The sequence below is a fragment of the Stenotrophomonas sp. STEN038 genome (assembly GCF_056759895.1).
On the sequence record NZ_JBRRDW010000019.1, the window covers coordinates 63,426 to 79,320 of the forward strand.

Here is a 15,895-nt window from a genome sequence, read left to right on the forward strand (position 1 = left end):
CTGCCGACCCTCATGGACATCTCGAAGGCCCACCAGGAAACCAAGCTCACCAAATTCAAGCTCTCCGGAATTTCCGGCAAAGCCCGATGAACGCGACAGGCTGTTTTGCGGGGCATGGGAGATGCTCGACCTAGCCATAAGCGCAGGTTACACGTTTTTCATGTATTCGGTAGAGGGTCATAGATTCCTTGGTCGCTAACGAAACGCGACCATGGACTCAAAAACCATCTATACGCAGGCCTACCGGGAACTGGTGCAGCGCTTGCGCCTGCGCCGTGAAGCGCTGGGCCTAACCCAAACCGATGTGGCCGCACGCTTGGGCTGGCCGCAACAGCGATTGTCCGCGGTCGAAGCTGGCGCACGCCGACTGGACATCATCGAATTCATCGAACTGACGAATCAGTTGGACTTACCCTTAGTCGAGTTGATTGAGACGCTGCGGACCGCGGTGCTGGCTCAGGGGCGTAGGTAGGCAAAGTACGCGCCTCTTAGCACAGGTCTCGGGTGAATCAGCCACCGCCCCCGCTGAGGCTAGAGAAGCGGGGCGCTCCCGCTTGATTCTCGCCATCTGAATAGTGGTGCGTTCGACCATCTGGCGCGCCACGCGATCTTGCGAAATCGGCGGGCGCAGAGTGGAGAGACGGGTGACACCACATCAGCCTGGCCACCTCCGGTGCAGTAGGTCAATCACGAAGCGGTGTGAATGCTTTCCATGCTTCCGGGCGTGCTCTATCCAATGCGGGTGATCGTCTGGAAGGTCATCGTGGCTATGCTCTATCTCCTCGGGATCTGCCCTTGGCCACGAGCGCCAAGCAAGCAAAAGCCCAACGCCGGCAACACCCACCAGTGCGCCGATAGCCACCGATAGCCCCCATTTCGCCCCCACCACGCCGGCAAGGGGGTAGGCAATCAGCCAGCATACATGTGACAGCGAGAACTGTGCTGCGAACAGGAATGGTAAGTCGGAAAAATCTGCGGAGCGACGAAGCAACCGCCCGCCTGGCGTGACCAACCCCGCGTATGCCATGCCGAGCAGTATCCAGGCCGGAATGATCACAAGCCAGTTGATCGCACCATCAAGGCCGATCCAAGCACCTTGCAGGCCCATCAACACCGCAAGCATCAGGCTCGCGGCGGCAAGCATTACGCGCCGATCAGAGACCTTATCCAGTACTTTCGGCAGCAGCATGGCAACGGCCATGCTGCCAATACCAAAAGCCGCAAGGGCCCACGCAACTTCACGTTCGCCGCCTTGAAGTACGCTTCGGACCACAACCACGGTATTGACGAATACTAACGAGCCGCCTGCTGCAGCCACAAGGTTGAGTGCCAACAGTCCGCGCAGGCGAGGTGTACGCAGATAGATGCGCATTCCGCGGATGGCTCGCGTATAAGGGCCGTCATCACCGCGCTTATCGACAATCAGTGGGAAGGCGGTCGACAACACCAGCATAGCTGAGAGCACGAAACCAACTGAGGTTCCGGCAAACAACCCGTGGAAGCTAATCAAGGTAAGCAATGCCGCAGCCAGGGCCGGACTCAGGAGGCTTTCCAGGTCATAGGCCAACCGCGAAAGCGATAGCGCCTTGGTGTAGTCCTTCTCTTCCTTGAGGATCTCTGGAATGAGCGACTGAAATAGGGGGGTAAAGCAAGCAGAAGCCGACTGTAGCAATGCGATCAGGATGTACACCTGCCAGATCTCGGTGACGAAGGGCAGGGTGAGGGCGGCCGCCGCCCGAACCAGGTCGAGTGCGATCAAAACCCGCTTTCGCCACGCTGGAAGTACTACCGCCGCCGAGACCGGAGCGAGTGTCACATAGACGATCATCTTGATCGCCAAAGCAGTACCCAGCACGGTGCCGGCCTCGGCGCCCGCTAGGTCATACGCCAGTAAGGCCAACGCAACTGTCGCCAATCCCGTGCCAACCAAGGCTACGACTTGTGCGGCGAACAGGCTCCGGAAGCTTGAGTTCTTCAGAACATCAATCATGGCGTGAATCTCAGCTCGTGCATGCGGGGAAGCAGGGCGGCGCCTGGATGGCACCGCCCTGCTTTTCAGTCAGCTTACTTCTTTGCCGGTTCCGCCCTGCGAGCATCGCAGGTGGACTTCAGGGTTTTGGTGGCCGAATGATTCAGATTCACGTCGTACTTGGACGTATCGGCCAGCTGCTCGCAGGTGGTGGGCTTGGGCTTCTTTACAGCTGCCGCAGGAGCCGGCGCGGGTTCATGCAGAGCAGGGTCGTGCGCGATTGCGGCACCCGAGGTGAATGCTGCTGCGAGGAAGGTAGCTACAAGAGCATTGCGGATCTTCATGGGTAACACTCCGGAAATTGCGGCGCTTACACCGCGGGTTGAAAACAAGTGTGGCCAGATCAGGGGCGATACAGATCGGCTTGGAAGCCGATGACTTCGACCGAAACGTCTACCGGGGTCGTGCCGCGGTTCTGCCAGTACCAGCCGTGGGTGCCGTCGAAGGGCGCAATGAAGGTGCCTTCGGCTTCGCTCTGTGCGGCTTCGACCGAATAACTGGTCCATGCACCCTTCACGTCCGGGCGCTCGCCATGCATGTCTACGGCTACTTCACCCGTGGCCTTCCAGCGATAAACAGCGCCGGCCCCTTGCTTGAGGTGCGCCTTCACTTCGGCACCTTTACCGGGCGCCAACGTCACCGTGAGCGTGTCTGTCCGGATTGGGCCCGTAGTAAGGGAGGTCGCAGCCGCATCCAGCGCCTGGCCCTTGTTCTCCCCGAAAGCGGCTTTCGCCTTTTCGGCCAGGGTCTGGTTGGCATCGCTATTGATGCTGGATACCGCCGCAGTGGCGACCGGATCGCTGTCAGCCGACGTCTCGGCCAGCTTGGTCAGACCCAATGTTCGACCTATACCGGTCGGGTCAACGCCGTACTCGGCAGGTAGGACGGTAGTGACCAACAACACTGCCGCCACCGCTGTTGCGACGAAAGTGGCACGGAGCAGGCGGCCGGTGCTCGGAAGAGGCTGGTTTGCAGTAATGGACATTGAATTATCTCGATCAGGAAACGAAGTAGCCGGTGAGCTGGTAGCCAATAAGCACAAAGCCTGCGGTCATCAGAACGGCGTTGGCGCCAAAAGCTTGGCGGGTAAACATCGGCGAGCGGCGCCAGAAGCCCATGACGATCAGGATGAGAGCCAACGCGAGAATCTGGCCAATCTCTACCCCAACATTGAATGCCAGCATGTTGGCAACCAGCCCCTCGCGCGAAAGCGAAAAATCCTGGAGCTTTGTGGCTAGGCCGAGGCCATGGAAAAGACCAAAGACCATTACCGCAGCCTTCGTATTGGGCTGGAAGCCGAACCAGCGCTTGAAGGCCCCCATGTTGTCAAGCGCCTTGTAGACAACCGACAAGCCGATGATGGCGTCAACGATGTACGGGTTCACATGAAAGCCACCCAGCACGCCCAGAAGAAGCGTGATGCTGTGACCGATGGCAAAAAGCGTGACGTAGATGCCTACGTCCTTCATGCGATATAGGAAGAAAACGACTCCCAGCAAGAACAGGATGTGGTCGTATCCGGTGAACATGTGTTTCGCACCCAGGTAGGTGAATGCGAGTAGGTTTCGCCCAGAACTCTCTTCGAGGAATGCAGCGTCGCCCTCGCTAACGCCATGGGCCACTGCAGCTGCCGTTGTGATCAGCAGCGCAATGCCCGTCAAGGCCGCCGCCGATAGCTTGATGTTGCGCAAGAAATGCTCCTTTGTTTCTAGATTGGTTGGAGCGCTCATGAGCGCTCCGAATTGTTGAGATCGCCGTCGCGATGAATGAGGCGATAGAGCGCCGGCAGAACCAGCAGGGTCAACAGCGTGGACGAGACGATGCCGCCGATCACAACCGTGGCCAGTGGACGCTGGACCTCGGCACCGGCACCCACGTTGAGGGCCATTGGCAGGAACCCAAGACTTGCCACCAGCGCCGTCATGAGCACTGGCCGCAAGCGGGTTATCGCACCCTCGTGGACGGCGCGCTCGAGTGGAGCCCCATCCTCGCGCAGCTTCTTGATGAAGCTGATCATCACCAAACCGTTGAGCACTGCGACGCCGGATAGGGCGATGAAGCCCACGCCCGCAGAGATGGATAGCGGGATTCCCCGCATCGCCAGCGCAAGTACACCGCCAGTAAGTGCCAGCGGCACACCGCTGAAGACGATGGCGGCATCCTTGCCCGAGCCGAACGCCATGAACAGCAGGCCGAAGATGAGCACCAGCACGACGGGTACGACAACGGATAGACGCTTGCTGGCCGAGATCAGCTGTTCAAACGTACCGCCGTACTCCACCCAATAGCCCTCCGGCATCGCGACTTCGGTGCTCACGCGTTCACGAAGCTCCTCCACGAATGAGCCAAGGTCACGACCACGGACGTTGCTGGTGATGACCACGCGTCGCTTGCCGTTCTCGCGACTGACTTGGTTCGGGCCAGGGGCGACTTCAACCTTTGCCAACTGCCCCAGCGGGACATAGCCTCGGGTCGATCCCTCGCTCACCGGTAGTGCTACTGGGAGTGAGGCCAGGGTCTTTGGGTTCTCCCGCATACTCTCAGGTAGACGAACCACGATGTCGAAGCGACGATCACCCTCGAATACCTGCCCGGCGGTTTCACCACCCAGCGCCATGGAAATGGTCCGCTGGACCGCATCAATCGATACGCCATAGCGGGCCAAAGCATCCAGATCCGGAGTGATGGTCATCAGCGGCAGGCCCGTGACCTGTTCCAGCTTCACGTCGGCGTTGCCGTCAATGCTGCTGGCAACCTTTTCGATCTGTCCCCCGATGGCAGCCAGTTGATCCAGGTCATCGCCATACAGCTTGATCGCTACTTCGGCACGGACACCGGCGATCAGCTCGTTCATACGCATCTGAACGGGCTGCGTGAACTCATAGTTGTTGCCGGGAATGGCGCGCACCGCCTTTTCCAGTTCAGCAATGAGTTCAGCCTTCGGCTTGCGTGGGTTCGGCCATTTGCTCCTATCCTTGAGCATGATGAAGGTATCTGCGACCGAGGGTGGCATCGGATCGGTGGCAACCTCTGCGGTGCCGATCTTCGCCACCACTTCGTCTACCTCAGGGAACTCCTTGATCCGCGCTTCCAGCTGTCGCTGCATACCGATTGCTTGGCTCAGGCTGGTACCTGGAATGCGAAGGGCATGCAACGCGATGTCACCTTCATCCAGGTTGGGGATGAACTCCGTGCCCAAGCGGCTTGCGAGAACACCCGACAGCACAATTAGTACTGCAGCGGCTGCAACTACCAACTTACGCGCGGACATTACCTTTTCCAGGAGCGGGCCGTAGAAGCGGCTGACCGCACGCATGGCGCGGGTTTCCTTCTCCGACACCTTGCCCGTCACGAACTGGGCGACGGCCGCGGGCACAAAGGTCAACGAGAGCGCCATTGCGCCCGTTAACGCGATCACCACCGTCAATGCCATCGGGTGGAACATCTTTCCTTCCACCCCGGACAGGGCGAAGATCGGGATGTAGACCGCCGCGATGATGAACAAGCCGAACAAACTGGGTTTGATCACTTCGGCACTGGCGCTGGCGGCCAGCTCAAATCGTTCCTGGCGGGTAAGCAAACGCCCCAGAGCATGCTGCTTTTCGCCGAAACGACGCAGACAGTTCTCCACGATGATGACCGCGCCGTCTACGATCAGGCCGAAATCCAACGCTCCCAGGCTCATCAGGTTTGCAGAAACCCTGTTCTCGACCATTCCAGTAATCGTCAAGAGCATTGTCAGCGGGATCACTGCCGCGGTGATCAATGCTGCGCGCAGGTTGCCAAGCAGCAAAAACAGAACGGCGATGACGAGGAGAGCGCCTTCCAACAAATTCTTGCGAACAGTCTCGATGGTGCGATCAACCAGCTCGGTACGGTCATACACCGCATGCACGCGAACGCCATCGGGCAAGGTTTTGTCGATTTCCTTGAGCTTGGCTGCACTGCGCTGTGCTACTTCACGGCTGTTCTCGCCGATCAGCATGAACACGGTTCCGAGGACAACTTCCTTGCCATCCTTGGTGGCTGCGCCGGTACGCAGTTCGCTGCCTTCAAGTACTTCCGCGACATCGCCAACGCGAAGCGGAAGACCTTCACGTGTGGCCACCACAATCTTCCGCAACCCAACGATATCCGCCACCTGGCCAGGGACGCGGATCAGGTACTGCTCGCCAGACCGCTCGATGTAGCCCGCGCCGACATTCGCATTACTGCGCTCGACAGCCTCAAGGACGTCCTGCATCGTCAGGCCGTAGGCCTGAAGTTTCGACGGATCGGGGGTGATATGGAACTGGCGGACGTAGCCACCGACCGTGTTGACCTCAGTGACACCTTTCAGGTGACGCATCTGTGGGCGAACGACCCAGTCCTGGAGCGTACGTAGCGCCATGGGGGTCCACGTGTCTTCCGCGCCCGGCTCGGCTTCGACGGTGTACATGAAGATTTCGCCCAAGCCGGTGGCTACCGGCCCGAGTGAGGGCTTCAGGCCCGAGGGTAGGGCAGAGGCCGCTTGCTGCAGGCGTTCGGCGACCTGCTGGCGTGCGAAGTAGATATCCGTTCCGTCCTCGAACACCACCGTGACCTGGGAAAGGCCGTAGCGTGAAACCGAGCGTGTGTACTCAAGCTTGGCCAGGCCGGCCAGAGCTGTTTCGACCGGGAAGGTGACACGCTGCTCCGCCTCCAAGGGCGAGTAGCCGGGGGCCTCGGTGTTGACCTGAACCTGTACGTTGGTGATGTCCGGAACGGCATCGATGGGGAGCCGGTTGTAGTTCCAGATGCCAAGGCCACATAGCCCCAGAACAAGGAGCAACACCAGCCATCTATGAGCGATGGACGCTCGTATGATTCTTTCGAGCATGGCTGTTCCTTAGTGGTCGTGGCTGGCGCCAGACTTTTCGATGTCTGCGCGGATCAAGTAGCTTTGCTCGGCGACGTATTCCGTTCCTGGCTTCAAGCCGCCAAGTACCTCGACGTACTCGCCATCTCTCCGACCCAGCTCGAGCATGCGCACCTCGTAGGTATCCTTGACCTGCGCAAACACAACCGTGAAGTCACGGAAGCGCTGCAGCCCGGATTCCTTCACTGCCAGCGGCACTTCTTCCGAAGACAAGGTGACCTCCGCTGCGACCGTCATTCCTGGACGCCAACGCCCATCGGGATTGGGAAGGTTCACGCGAGCAACCACGCTCTGACCGCTGGACGCTACGGGCAGCAGGGACGCGACAGTGGATTCGACGGTCGCTTCCCCGGTGGCCGAGCGGACTTGCACCGCCTGGCCGGCCGCCAGACGTTCGGCATCGGTACCGATCGCCCGGAGATCCACCCACACCTCGCCCATGTTGGCGAGTTCGATCAGGGTGTTATCGGCGGCCACGTCCCCGACATTGGTAGCTCGAGTCAGCACCACACCGTCGAAGGGTGCGGTGACGGCGTATGTACGCATGCTCTCGTTGCCTTCGATAGTCGCCAGGGTTTGCCCGCGTGCTACCCGATCACCAACTTGCACGTGGACCGCACGCACGATTCCCGGGAACCTTGCTTTGATCGCAGCGTGACGGTTCTCGTTCAACGCGACGGCTCCCATCAGCTGAACGGTGTCGCGGATCGTCGCGGGCCCTGCTGTCTCCACGACTACACCGGCATCCTTTGCTGCTTCAGGATCGATGGTGGTCCGGCCTTCATAGGAGGCGTACGTCCAGCTATGAGGTTTGCCACCGAGCGTCGCATTGACCTTCACATCGAACGAGTGGGGCTCCACGACCTCGGAACTCGCAGCCAGATAGTCCTTTTCTGCCTTGAAGGAGAAAGCACTGACTTCCCCATCAAGTCGCGTGACCTCCATGCTGGCAGTCACTTCACCAGGGGCGATAGGCTGGTCGTCCCGGTATGCATACAGGCGGAAGTGGGGCGGCGTGTTGGTTTCGTACACCGTCACCTCGATGGCGACGTTGCCATCCCGCAGCATTCGGCCACGATGAGGGCCGCGTTCGTATTCGGCGCCAGCGGCGGCTGAGGCTTCTCCGGCGATGGGTTCAGCGCTCTGCTTCTCGCCACAGGCGGCGAGCATCAGAGATAGAAGGATCAGGAATGCATAACGCTTCATCGGGAGGCATCCGGGATGTGGGCGGTCAGGCGCTCAACCTCGACCATAAGGGTGTAGTAGCGGGCGGCCGACTCGACTTCGCGTTCGCGCAGGTCGAACAGGGTCTTCTCGGCTTGGGCTAGAGCAAGGAATGAGAATCGACCGGCTTCAAAACCACGACGCGTCAAGCTGACCGCTTCTTGAGCCTTGGGCAGCATTCGGTTGCGAAGCGCTTCCACTTCGGAACGGGCTTGCTGCATCTGTTGATAGCGATCGAATAGCTGCTGGCGTTGCTCCAGGCCTGCCGCCTGGGCGCGTGCTTGAATTGCGGCCAGATCTGCATCGGCTTCGGCGACCGAATAGGAGGCGCGCCGCTGGCTCCCAAGAGGCACGGAGAAGGACATCACCAGACCTTGATCCCCTGTCGCCTCCAAGCGACGAACGCCAAGACTGACGTTCACGTCAGGCTTCCCACTCGCCACAGCAATCCGGCGACGAGCCGCGATGGATTCGGATTCGAGCTGTGCAAGACGCTGCTGAGGCGTCTGCGGCAGGCGGACGGCCAGGGATTCGAAATCCGCGAGCGGGGGCAGGGTGTCCAGATCCGCGGCCACGCTGTCGAAGTCCGGGGTTAGGGCTCCCCAACTGGCAGCAAGGCGTGCCTTGGCTCCCTGAAGTGCCTGTAGTGCCTGCTCATGCTGCAGTTCGGCATCGGCCAACGTGATCTCAGCTGCCCGAAGGTCCGAGTCTGGATTGCGTGCCGCCTGCACCCATCTGGCGACTTCTCGACGGGTGCGGTCGGCATGACGAACTCGCTCTTGGGCGTGTTCTACGTGCTCCTGGGCGACCGCGGTCTGAATGAACCGCTGTGCGGTGCTGTTGGTGATATCAAGCCTGGCTATACCTTCAGCGCTTCGCTGAAGGTTGATCTCGGCAGTTCCCAAGGCTCTGCGGGCATCACGCTTGCCGCCAAGCTCAAGGACATGTCCGAGGCGTAACGTGGTTTCAGCCGAGTCCACACCGCTCAGCCCGCCGGTACCTGCAACGTTCTCAAAATCGGCCCCAACGACATAGGGTGCAGGAAGAGCTTCTCGGTTGGCCCGATTGCGCACTGCCTCCAGACGGGCAGCTTCGGCTTGGATTGTGGGATTCGCTTGGAGAGCGCGGACGACCGCTTCTTCCAAGCGCAAAGGTTCGGCAGCGAAGCCCCACGGGGCAACGCTGCAGGTACCGACCAAAGTCAGTACCCACATGCAACGCAAATTCACGGATTCTTCTCCGATTGTTCGACGAATAGCGCAGCCGGCCACAAATTGTGGCCAGCACTATCAGGCCGCTACAAGGCGGCCGGATTCGTCAAACGATGGGAGGTCTGAAAGGGCTGGAAGGTTGTTGCGAAGGACGCCAATGGACGTCTAAGGCAGGAACCGAAGTCTCTGGCGCGGCGGTAGGCGCCCAATGACTGTGGTTCCAAAGGCTGAGTGCACCGTTGGAATCAGCCGAGTGGAGTAGGGCATGCAGGCCCTTGGCGTGCTCTGGATCAGAGTCCGAGTCGTGATCGCCAGGATGGTGGTGACCATGCTCGGCGGCGGCCGCAACCGCATGCTCAGTGGAGTGCAGGTCACCCACCAGGTTCAACATCGGCCGCACAAGCGCACCCAAGGCCAACAGCACAAAGAGGCTGACCCGGAGCAGATTGATGGTGGCCGGTGTACGGAACATTGTCGGTAGCTTAAGGTGGGTTGCCAGCGCTTGTCGACAAGGAATCTGCCCATGCCCGACAGCGGGCATGACGCGTCCCAACCAATGAGTGCAAAGATGGCGCATCTGGAGGGGCCCAAGCCGTGTCAGTAGAACGCGAGGGCTAGCCCGCGCTGTAAAGGCGAACCGCAACGCGAGGCCTGCCAATGGTTGCAACTTATTGAATCTAATGAATTGTTTGCATCTTCGTGATGATGGCACTTGATTGAGAGGGAGCGCGCAGGGGCGTGGCCTGAAAGCTGTCCCTGACGACCACACCGACCGCGATACCTCTAATGATTTATTTGGGTTTGTTCTTTGCCGCCTTTCTTGCGGCCACGGTAGTTCCCGCCCAGTCGGAGGCGATGATGGTTGCACTTCTTTTGGCCGACTACCCGGTTGTGTCCCTGATCATCGTGGCCAGTGCCGGCAACATCCTGGGCTCAACAGTTAACTGGTGGCTTGGTTCCAAGGCTCTCCAGCTCAGTTCAAAGCGGTGGTTCCCGCTCAATCCGGTGCGATTGAAGAGGGTAAGTCGTTGGTATAGCCGGTATGGACGCTGGTCGCTTCTGTTGAGCTGGGTTCCGGTTATAGGTGACCCGCTGACGCTTGCAGCTGGGTTCATGCGCGAACCACTACGAACGTTCCTGCCACTCGTCGCCTTGGCAAAAACCGGTCGCTATGTCGCCCTTGCATGGATGACGCTTGGCCTCGTATGAGGCCAAGAGGGGACTTCGTCTGCATGTGCGAATGCCTGACTGCTTTGTTCAGAGATGCAAAGCCGCCTGCACGCCCCATCCCCACAATGCAGCACCCACGATGACTGCTGGTATCACCAGCCGCGCCTTGCTCTTGAACAGAACCGCAGTGGCGATACTGAAAAGCACTATCGGAGCGACGCCATTTAGACATTGATGCAACAGGGCTACCGCTGTTCCAACAATCAAACCCACTACCGCGGCGGTCACACCTTCAAGGAACAGCTGGATGCGAGGGCGATTGACTAACCGCTCCAGCGTGTTGTGACCAAGCAGCGTAAGCAGAAACGCGGGAAGGAAAATCCCTGCCGTCATTGCAACCGCCCCCCATGGCCCCCCGGCCAGATAGCCGATGAAGGTAGAGAAGATGATCAGCGGCGCGGGGAGTAGTCCCGACAATGCAATGCCATCGAGGAACTGGGCGTTGCTGATCCACCCACCCTGTATGACTGCATCCCGCTGTAGGAAGGGAATGACAGTGTATGCACCACCGAACGTCAGCAGGCCAGCCTTCAGGCCGGAAGCGAATAGGGTAGGGATTGAGGTGCTGGCTGCATTCGCCGAGCTCCAAGCGGGAGCAGTGTCGGCGGCAAAGGAGGCTAGGCCCGCGAGGCCACCTTGTCGGATGACCACTAGACCGATCACACAACCAGCAAGCAACAGCAGGCCCATGCTAAGAAAGCCTTTCCAGCAGCGTGACACCGCATAGGTGAGGCCACCAAAGGCCAGCAGAATGGCGAAATGGATGCCAGCCATTTGCGCGAACGCTCCGAGGATCGTTATGACCAACAGCCATCGATCAGTGATCACGTGGCCTCCGATCCGAAATGTCGCCCGCACAATGAGTGCCGCCACCGCGACCTGGACGGCAGCAAAGACGGACTGGAATGCCTCGCCTTTCAGTCCGAAGCGCACATACGCCCAGGAAAGAATGAACATCAGAACGAAGCCGGGCAGCATGAATCCCAGCCCCGCCAGGATGCCGCCGATACGCCCGCGTGCGAGCATCCCGAAATAGACGCATAGCTCATGTGCTTCTGGCCCTGGCAGAACCTGATAGATCGCAAGAGCTCGATTGAACTGTGCACTGGACACCCAGCGCTCGTCGTCCACCAATGCTTGTCTGATCATTCCGATCTGCGCAACTGGCCCTCCCCAAGCCAGGCACCCAAAGCGGAGGAAGCGCAAGAACAATGCCAGCAGCGACTCATGTGGCACCTGATACCCCGCAAAGGGGGGGGCGGCCGTCTCTTCTGAAGAGGGAATGGGGGACTCAGACATCGTCCGAGCTCTCCCTTGCATTTGTGGTGTCTCCAGCCTGAGCTGCCTCTTCAGAAAAGGTCGCGAACAATGCATCCAAAACCGCGCATGCCTGATCCAGCAACTGATCGTCGTTGGCGATGGTGCGGCGCAAGCCTGCGAGGATGCTCTCTGCCCCAGCTGCTTCCGGTGGCGCCCGCCCCCCAACATCCAAATAGTGGACAAGCGCACTCATTGAGTCGATGGCAGCACCCATCAGTCCGAAACTGGCTGCGAGAACCTCAAACGTGACTTGTGATCCGACGTGCGAAAACTCAGCACCATCGTAGTCGAAGCCCACAACGCCATCAGGGCGGTCGCGTTCGTTGACCAGCCACCTGAAGGCGGCACGGGGGTCGATGAAGCGTCGAATCAACCACGCACTGGCCAGCCGGTCAATCCAGGGTCGCTGGCGGGTCGCCCAAACTCGCCCTTGGTAGTCCAAGCGACTCAATTGCCGCAACGTGCCATCTGCCGCCTGCGGCTCATCTGGCGCTTGAAGACGGGCGCAGCTACTTTCCAGCTCCGTTAGTTCTGCGAGCCCCAGTTGTTCCGTCCCTTCGGGAAAGAAATCAATAGCGCGGATTGCTTCATAGCGGCTTCGCAGTTTCCGTGTGCGTTTGAGTGCTTCTGTAGGTGGCAGCTGTCCGACCTCGCACTTGGTGAGCCGCACTGCTTCCATCAGCTCCGTATAGTCCTGGGTTCGGGCAAACATTGCCCGATACGGGGCCGCCTCAAAGATCTGCAACGGAAACCAGTGGGCATCGCCTCCACTTCTTCGCACGTCGTTCGCTATCGCCTGCAAGCGCACTTGCAGCTCTTCAGAAGCAGGCAAGAGGTAAACGCCATCCCGCAGGCTTGCGGCACCAACTGATTTCAGGGCGCGCCATGCCCGCTGTCGGGCAGTCGCATTCCTGCTCGGAAGGGAAAGAATAAGAATCTGCCAGTTCATAAGAGTAGAGACTACTACTGAGTCTGTAGTTATCTCTACATCTAGATTGTTATTTCCTTAGACCTCGATCGGTCCATTCCCAGCCCCAGCCCCAGCCCACCAGGGGTCCTCCGGGGCGGTTGCAGGTCGCGAAGCACCTTGGAGGAGACCGGGAGGGCTATTCCTGGCTCAAGACAGAGTGTTGCCGGGGTACTCCGGCCAAAAGCCGTCGCGCTGGCCGGCGACGAGCGCGCTAACGGACCCGTGCCGCTAGAACGGGTCTCATCTTATGAGACGCAAGTCACTAAACGTTAGATTAACGGAAGTCATTTCCGAAAACTTAACGGATTGCACAGGCGTATGGATAGTGATTTAATGTATGAAGAGGGGTTTTATGTCACTCGACAAATGCCCTTCGTAAAAAAGCCACCATGTGCTGGTGGCTTATCCTGAAATGCAGGACGGTAGCCCAGAGACTGAGCGTCAAATATCTAACTAGCGATTCTAGCAGCGAATCTGGCCGACGTCAAAGAGCCTGGCTGTAATCGCACAGTCTTCTGGAACTACCTTCTGCAGCAACGCTGAAATGAAGGAGTATCCATTGAGTAATCGCTTAACTGTACGAAAAGCGAGCCGCCTTGCGGTCGCTACCGAGGAAGAACTGGCCGAACAGGCACGACTGTATCAACGCTCAGGGCAGCGAGAGGGGATGTCATTTCCTCTCTGGTACACCAACTGCATCAAGCTGGCCGTGAAGGACGTCTGCGCGGGATTGAGTGCAAACGATGCGTGTGCGCGCTTGACTAGCTTTCCTGGTCCGTTAAAGGGCAAGGCAGAAGGGCTGGTTCGCAATTTCGTGGAGATTGTGGCCGCCAATGATGACGTGGACTTCACGCCGCGACCGAGCCCATCCAAGTGCTCAGCCACAGTTGACGGCGTCATCTTGAGGACGGGGCAGGATGTTGTCGTCGCAAGCCAGGATGGCAAGCTCATGCTGCTCTACCTCCACGTTGTCGACGCACCCTTGAAAGCTGAGCAAGCCCAAACGTTGCTGCATCTTGCCCAGTACATCACTGACGCCAAGCAATTGAATGCGGAAGTGGCGATTGTTGATGTCCCGCGCAAGCGTCTGATTAAAGTGGCCGAGTCCTACGATCCTGAGCAGATCCGTAGGGCGGTGGCTTCGGCGATGAGCAAGCTGCATTAGCCAAGCTCGGCACGGCGCACGGTGAAGTAGCTTTGATGCATAAGTGGCTGTCGGGCGAATGAGAAAAGCCCGCAGCTCGCCAGCAAAACTGGCGAGCTGCGGGCGTCGCTAGAAGTCTTCGGGCCGGGCCCCGCAGCGCTCAATCCCCCGCAAGCTTGGCGGCAGGATTGTCCGCGATGCTGCCCGCCTGAAAGTACCCCACCACGCTGGCCACGGAGCGATGGTCGGTCATCGCCATCAAGGCGGGCAGGGCGACCCCTTGGCGCGCACCTTCGGTCACAAACCCTGAGCGCAGGCTATGTCCGCCAAAGTCGCCCTCCAGCCCTGCCAGTTTGGCGCGCTTCTGCACGATATCCGCCACTGACTTGGACGACAGACCCGCGCCAACGGTGGTGCCCCAGAGCCGGCGGAAGATCGGCCCCTCGGTCAGGCTGGCCGCGTCCAACCAGGCGGCGAGGGCATCGGCCGCTACGCCCAGGATCGGTTTGTCCGGCGTGGAGGTCGCTTTCGGTCCGTCCTGCAGGGTTTTGCCGTGCTCAAGCCGATAGATGTAGGTCCGGACATCAATGCGTCGCAGATCGGCCATGTCGGCGGCCACCACTTCGCTGCGACGACGGCCGCCGCTGGAGAAGGCAAAGTAGAGCAGGGCGCGGTCGCGCAAGCCCGTCAGGGAGTCGTCGCAGGTGGCCGCCAGCGCCTCCAACTCGGTCCGGGTGATGGCCGTCTTCTTGCGCGGGCGCTCCCCGCGTTTGTGTGCCGCACGACGGCCTTTGGCCAGCAGCTGGCGCACTTCCGGCGTTTCGCACGGATTGTCGAGTTTCTTAAGCTGATGCGCAGCGGACAGCACGGCCACCCGATGCACGACCGTGCTGAGCTTGAACGCGCCAGGCTTTTGCTTAAGTCCCGCGGCAACCAGCTGGAGATCCAGTGCCGACGGTAGCTCCCAAGTCAGGCCCGTCTGGGATCTGCGCTCCACGTGATCGACCACGAATTGGACCACCGTAGCTGCCGGCACTGGCAGTGCAATCGACTGACCGTAGCGTCCCTGAAACCAGGCCGCCCAGTAGCGCAGCGCCCCCGCATAGCTGCGAGTGGTATTGACGGACGACGTATCTGATCAGCTTGATTGAGCCTTTCGAGTATGACGAGCTGAGGATTTCTCAACTTCCAACCAGAGCGGAAGCATTCGGACTGACGTGGTACGGACTTCCAATTGTTGATGGGGCTGCCCCGGATCATCGTTTGCTGGATCGCTGGAGGCAGCTCAGCCCGGAATTGGTGTCAGCCTTGAATACCGGAGCTCGTGTTGTCGTTCATTGCAAAGGCGGTCTCGGGCGCGCTGGAACGGTCGCTTCGATGCTGTTGCTGGATTCAAGGATGACCTGGGAAGCCGACGAGGCGATCCGCCTAGTTCGTGCAGTTCGACCCGGAGCGATAGAAACGTCGGAACAAGAAGCGTTTTTGCGGGAATGGGGAGCTCAGAAGCGCTTGGAATCTTAGAACGCCGGAGCACGGCAGCTCAGTCAGGAAGGGGCTTCATATGCACGAGTGCACCAAGATCGAGAAGCAAGCGTTTCAATCCCGAAGCGTATGGACGTTAACTATTGAAAAAAAGGACATCCTCTTTGGAAAACAACAATCGGAGTCGGCCCATCATCCATTTCGCATTCTTGGTACATATCCAATGTGTTGTGCCCGTTTTCACTACGCGACAGTAAGCTCTTCCGCTCAACGACTATGGAGTTCCCAGGATTTCCTAGACAGAGCTAGCCTCTGTTGGGGGTAGCATTGGGAGACAGTCATGTCTGCAGGCAAGATCACCAGCAAGACCCGGCAAGCCTACAAATTC

General features: G+C 59.4%; 14 protein-coding genes and 1 pseudogene. 5 read left to right on the top strand and 10 right to left on the bottom strand.

What is annotated here, in order from left to right:
- The first annotated feature begins 211 nt into the window (after positions 1-211).
- The gene (locus ACVOLS_RS09915) at positions 212-472 is read left to right on the top strand and encodes a helix-turn-helix domain-containing protein (RefSeq protein ID WP_481545477.1); all 261 of its coding nucleotides are present in this window, start codon (positions 212-214) and stop codon (positions 470-472) included.
- Between the two features lie 183 nt (positions 473-655).
- Here the strand turns inward: ACVOLS_RS09915 and ACVOLS_RS09920 are convergent, their stop codons facing one another.
- The 7 genes from ACVOLS_RS09920 to ACVOLS_RS09950 all read right to left on the bottom strand — a co-directional run bounded on the left by ACVOLS_RS09920 (position 656) and on the right by ACVOLS_RS09950 (position 8,830).
- Entirely contained in the window at positions 656-1,990 is a 1,335-nt protein-coding gene (locus ACVOLS_RS09920; RefSeq protein WP_481545478.1) for an MFS transporter, read from the bottom strand.
- Between the two features lie 74 nt (positions 1,991-2,064).
- Positions 2,065-2,313: a hypothetical protein gene (locus ACVOLS_RS09925; protein WP_481545479.1), complete on the bottom strand. Its 249-nt coding sequence runs from the start codon at positions 2,311-2,313 to the stop codon at positions 2,065-2,067.
- 59 nt (positions 2,314-2,372) lie between these two features.
- Positions 2,373-3,014: a hypothetical protein gene (locus tag ACVOLS_RS09930; protein ID WP_481545480.1), complete on the bottom strand. Its 642-nt coding sequence runs from the start codon at positions 3,012-3,014 to the stop codon at positions 2,373-2,375.
- 13 nt (positions 3,015-3,027) lie between these two features.
- A complete protein-coding gene (locus tag ACVOLS_RS09935) occupies positions 3,028-3,759 on the bottom strand; it encodes a HupE/UreJ family protein (protein ID WP_481545481.1) in 732 nt (243 codons plus the stop codon).
- Positions 3,756-6,887 (bottom strand): efflux RND transporter permease subunit, encoded by a 3,132-nt coding sequence (locus ACVOLS_RS09940; protein WP_481545482.1) that lies wholly within the window; start codon positions 6,885-6,887, stop codon positions 3,756-3,758. Before ACVOLS_RS09940 ends, ACVOLS_RS09935 begins: the two co-directional genes overlap by 4 nt.
- A 9-nt stretch (positions 6,888-6,896) precedes the next feature.
- The gene (locus ACVOLS_RS09945; RefSeq protein WP_481545483.1) at positions 6,897-8,132 is read right to left on the bottom strand and encodes an efflux RND transporter periplasmic adaptor subunit; all 1,236 of its coding nucleotides are present in this window, start codon (positions 8,130-8,132) and stop codon (positions 6,897-6,899) included.
- Entirely contained in the window at positions 8,129-8,830 is a 702-nt protein-coding gene (locus ACVOLS_RS09950; RefSeq protein ID WP_481545484.1) for a TolC family protein, read from the bottom strand. The genes ACVOLS_RS09945 and ACVOLS_RS09950 overlap by 4 nt, the downstream gene beginning before the upstream one ends.
- Here ACVOLS_RS09950 and ACVOLS_RS09955 point away from each other — a divergent pair.
- Together ACVOLS_RS09955 and ACVOLS_RS09960 are read left to right on the top strand one after the other, a co-directional pair.
- The gene (locus ACVOLS_RS09955) at positions 8,807-9,109 is read left to right on the top strand and encodes a hypothetical protein (protein WP_481545485.1); all 303 of its coding nucleotides are present in this window, start codon (positions 8,807-8,809) and stop codon (positions 9,107-9,109) included. The two genes, ACVOLS_RS09950 and ACVOLS_RS09955, sit on opposite strands and share 24 nt — an antisense overlap.
- 1,038 nt (positions 9,110-10,147) lie before the next feature.
- The gene (locus tag ACVOLS_RS09960; protein WP_481545486.1) at positions 10,148-10,570 is read left to right on the top strand and encodes a YqaA family protein; all 423 of its coding nucleotides are present in this window, start codon (positions 10,148-10,150) and stop codon (positions 10,568-10,570) included.
- A gap of 48 nt (positions 10,571-10,618) precedes the next feature.
- Here the strand turns inward: ACVOLS_RS09960 and chrA are convergent, their stop codons facing one another.
- Both chrA and ACVOLS_RS09970 read right to left on the bottom strand, forming a co-directional pair.
- Positions 10,619-11,965, bottom strand: a complete 1,347-nt coding sequence (chrA, locus tag ACVOLS_RS09965) for a chromate efflux transporter (RefSeq protein WP_481545487.1) — start codon at positions 11,963-11,965, stop codon at positions 10,619-10,621.
- Positions 11,883-12,860, bottom strand: a complete 978-nt coding sequence (locus ACVOLS_RS09970) for a chromate resistance protein ChrB domain-containing protein (protein ID WP_481545488.1) — start codon at positions 12,858-12,860, stop codon at positions 11,883-11,885. The genes chrA and ACVOLS_RS09970 overlap by 83 nt, the downstream gene beginning before the upstream one ends.
- A 565-nt stretch (positions 12,861-13,425) precedes the next feature.
- Between ACVOLS_RS09970 and ACVOLS_RS09975 the strand changes: the two genes are divergently transcribed.
- Positions 13,426-14,046 (top strand): hypothetical protein, encoded by a 621-nt coding sequence (locus tag ACVOLS_RS09975; RefSeq protein WP_481545489.1) that lies wholly within the window; start codon positions 13,426-13,428, stop codon positions 14,044-14,046.
- A 139-nt stretch (positions 14,047-14,185) separates the two neighbouring features.
- Here the strand turns inward: ACVOLS_RS09975 and ACVOLS_RS09980 are convergent.
- Positions 14,186-15,163, bottom strand: a pseudogene (locus ACVOLS_RS09980) (site-specific integrase); the annotation flags it as partial.
- Positions 15,164-15,168: 5 nt separating this feature from the next.
- Here ACVOLS_RS09980 and ACVOLS_RS09985 point away from each other — a divergent pair.
- Complete coding sequence (locus tag ACVOLS_RS09985) at positions 15,169-15,546, top strand: phosphatase domain-containing protein (RefSeq protein ID WP_481545490.1); 378 nt, start codon at positions 15,169-15,171, stop codon at positions 15,544-15,546.
- Positions 15,547-15,895: the final 349 nt, after the last annotated feature.

What these genes read in the sequence shown, in the direction of transcription:
- ACVOLS_RS09915 (WP_481545477.1), top strand. Translation starts at nt 212, where the DNA reads ATGGACTCAAAAACCATCTATACGCAGGCCTACCGGGAACTGGTGCAG.
- ACVOLS_RS09920 (WP_481545478.1), bottom strand. Translation starts at nt 1,990, where the DNA reads ATGATTGATGTTCTGAAGAACTCAAGCTTCCGGAGCCTGTTCGCCGCA.
- ACVOLS_RS09925 (WP_481545479.1), bottom strand. Translation starts at nt 2,313, where the DNA reads ATGAAGATCCGCAATGCTCTTGTAGCTACCTTCCTCGCAGCAGCATTC.
- ACVOLS_RS09930 (WP_481545480.1), bottom strand. Translation starts at nt 3,014, where the DNA reads ATGTCCATTACTGCAAACCAGCCTCTTCCGAGCACCGGCCGCCTGCTC.
- ACVOLS_RS09935 (WP_481545481.1), bottom strand. Translation starts at nt 3,759, where the DNA reads ATGAGCGCTCCAACCAATCTAGAAACAAAGGAGCATTTCTTGCGCAAC.
- ACVOLS_RS09940 (WP_481545482.1), bottom strand. Translation starts at nt 6,887, where the DNA reads ATGCTCGAAAGAATCATACGAGCGTCCATCGCTCATAGATGGCTGGTG.
- ACVOLS_RS09945 (WP_481545483.1), bottom strand. Translation starts at nt 8,132, where the DNA reads ATGAAGCGTTATGCATTCCTGATCCTTCTATCTCTGATGCTCGCCGCC.
- ACVOLS_RS09955 (WP_481545485.1), top strand. Translation starts at nt 8,807, where the DNA reads ATGCTGCAGTTCGGCATCGGCCAACGTGATCTCAGCTGCCCGAAGGTC.
- ACVOLS_RS09960 (WP_481545486.1), top strand. Translation starts at nt 10,148, where the DNA reads ATGATTTATTTGGGTTTGTTCTTTGCCGCCTTTCTTGCGGCCACGGTA.
- chrA (WP_481545487.1), bottom strand. Translation starts at nt 11,965, where the DNA reads ATGCATTGTTCGCGACCTTTTCTGAAGAGGCAGCTCAGGCTGGAGACA.
- ACVOLS_RS09970 (WP_481545488.1), bottom strand. Translation starts at nt 12,860, where the DNA reads ATGAACTGGCAGATTCTTATTCTTTCCCTTCCGAGCAGGAATGCGACT.
- ACVOLS_RS09975 (WP_481545489.1), top strand. Translation starts at nt 13,426, where the DNA reads ATGAAGGAGTATCCATTGAGTAATCGCTTAACTGTACGAAAAGCGAGC.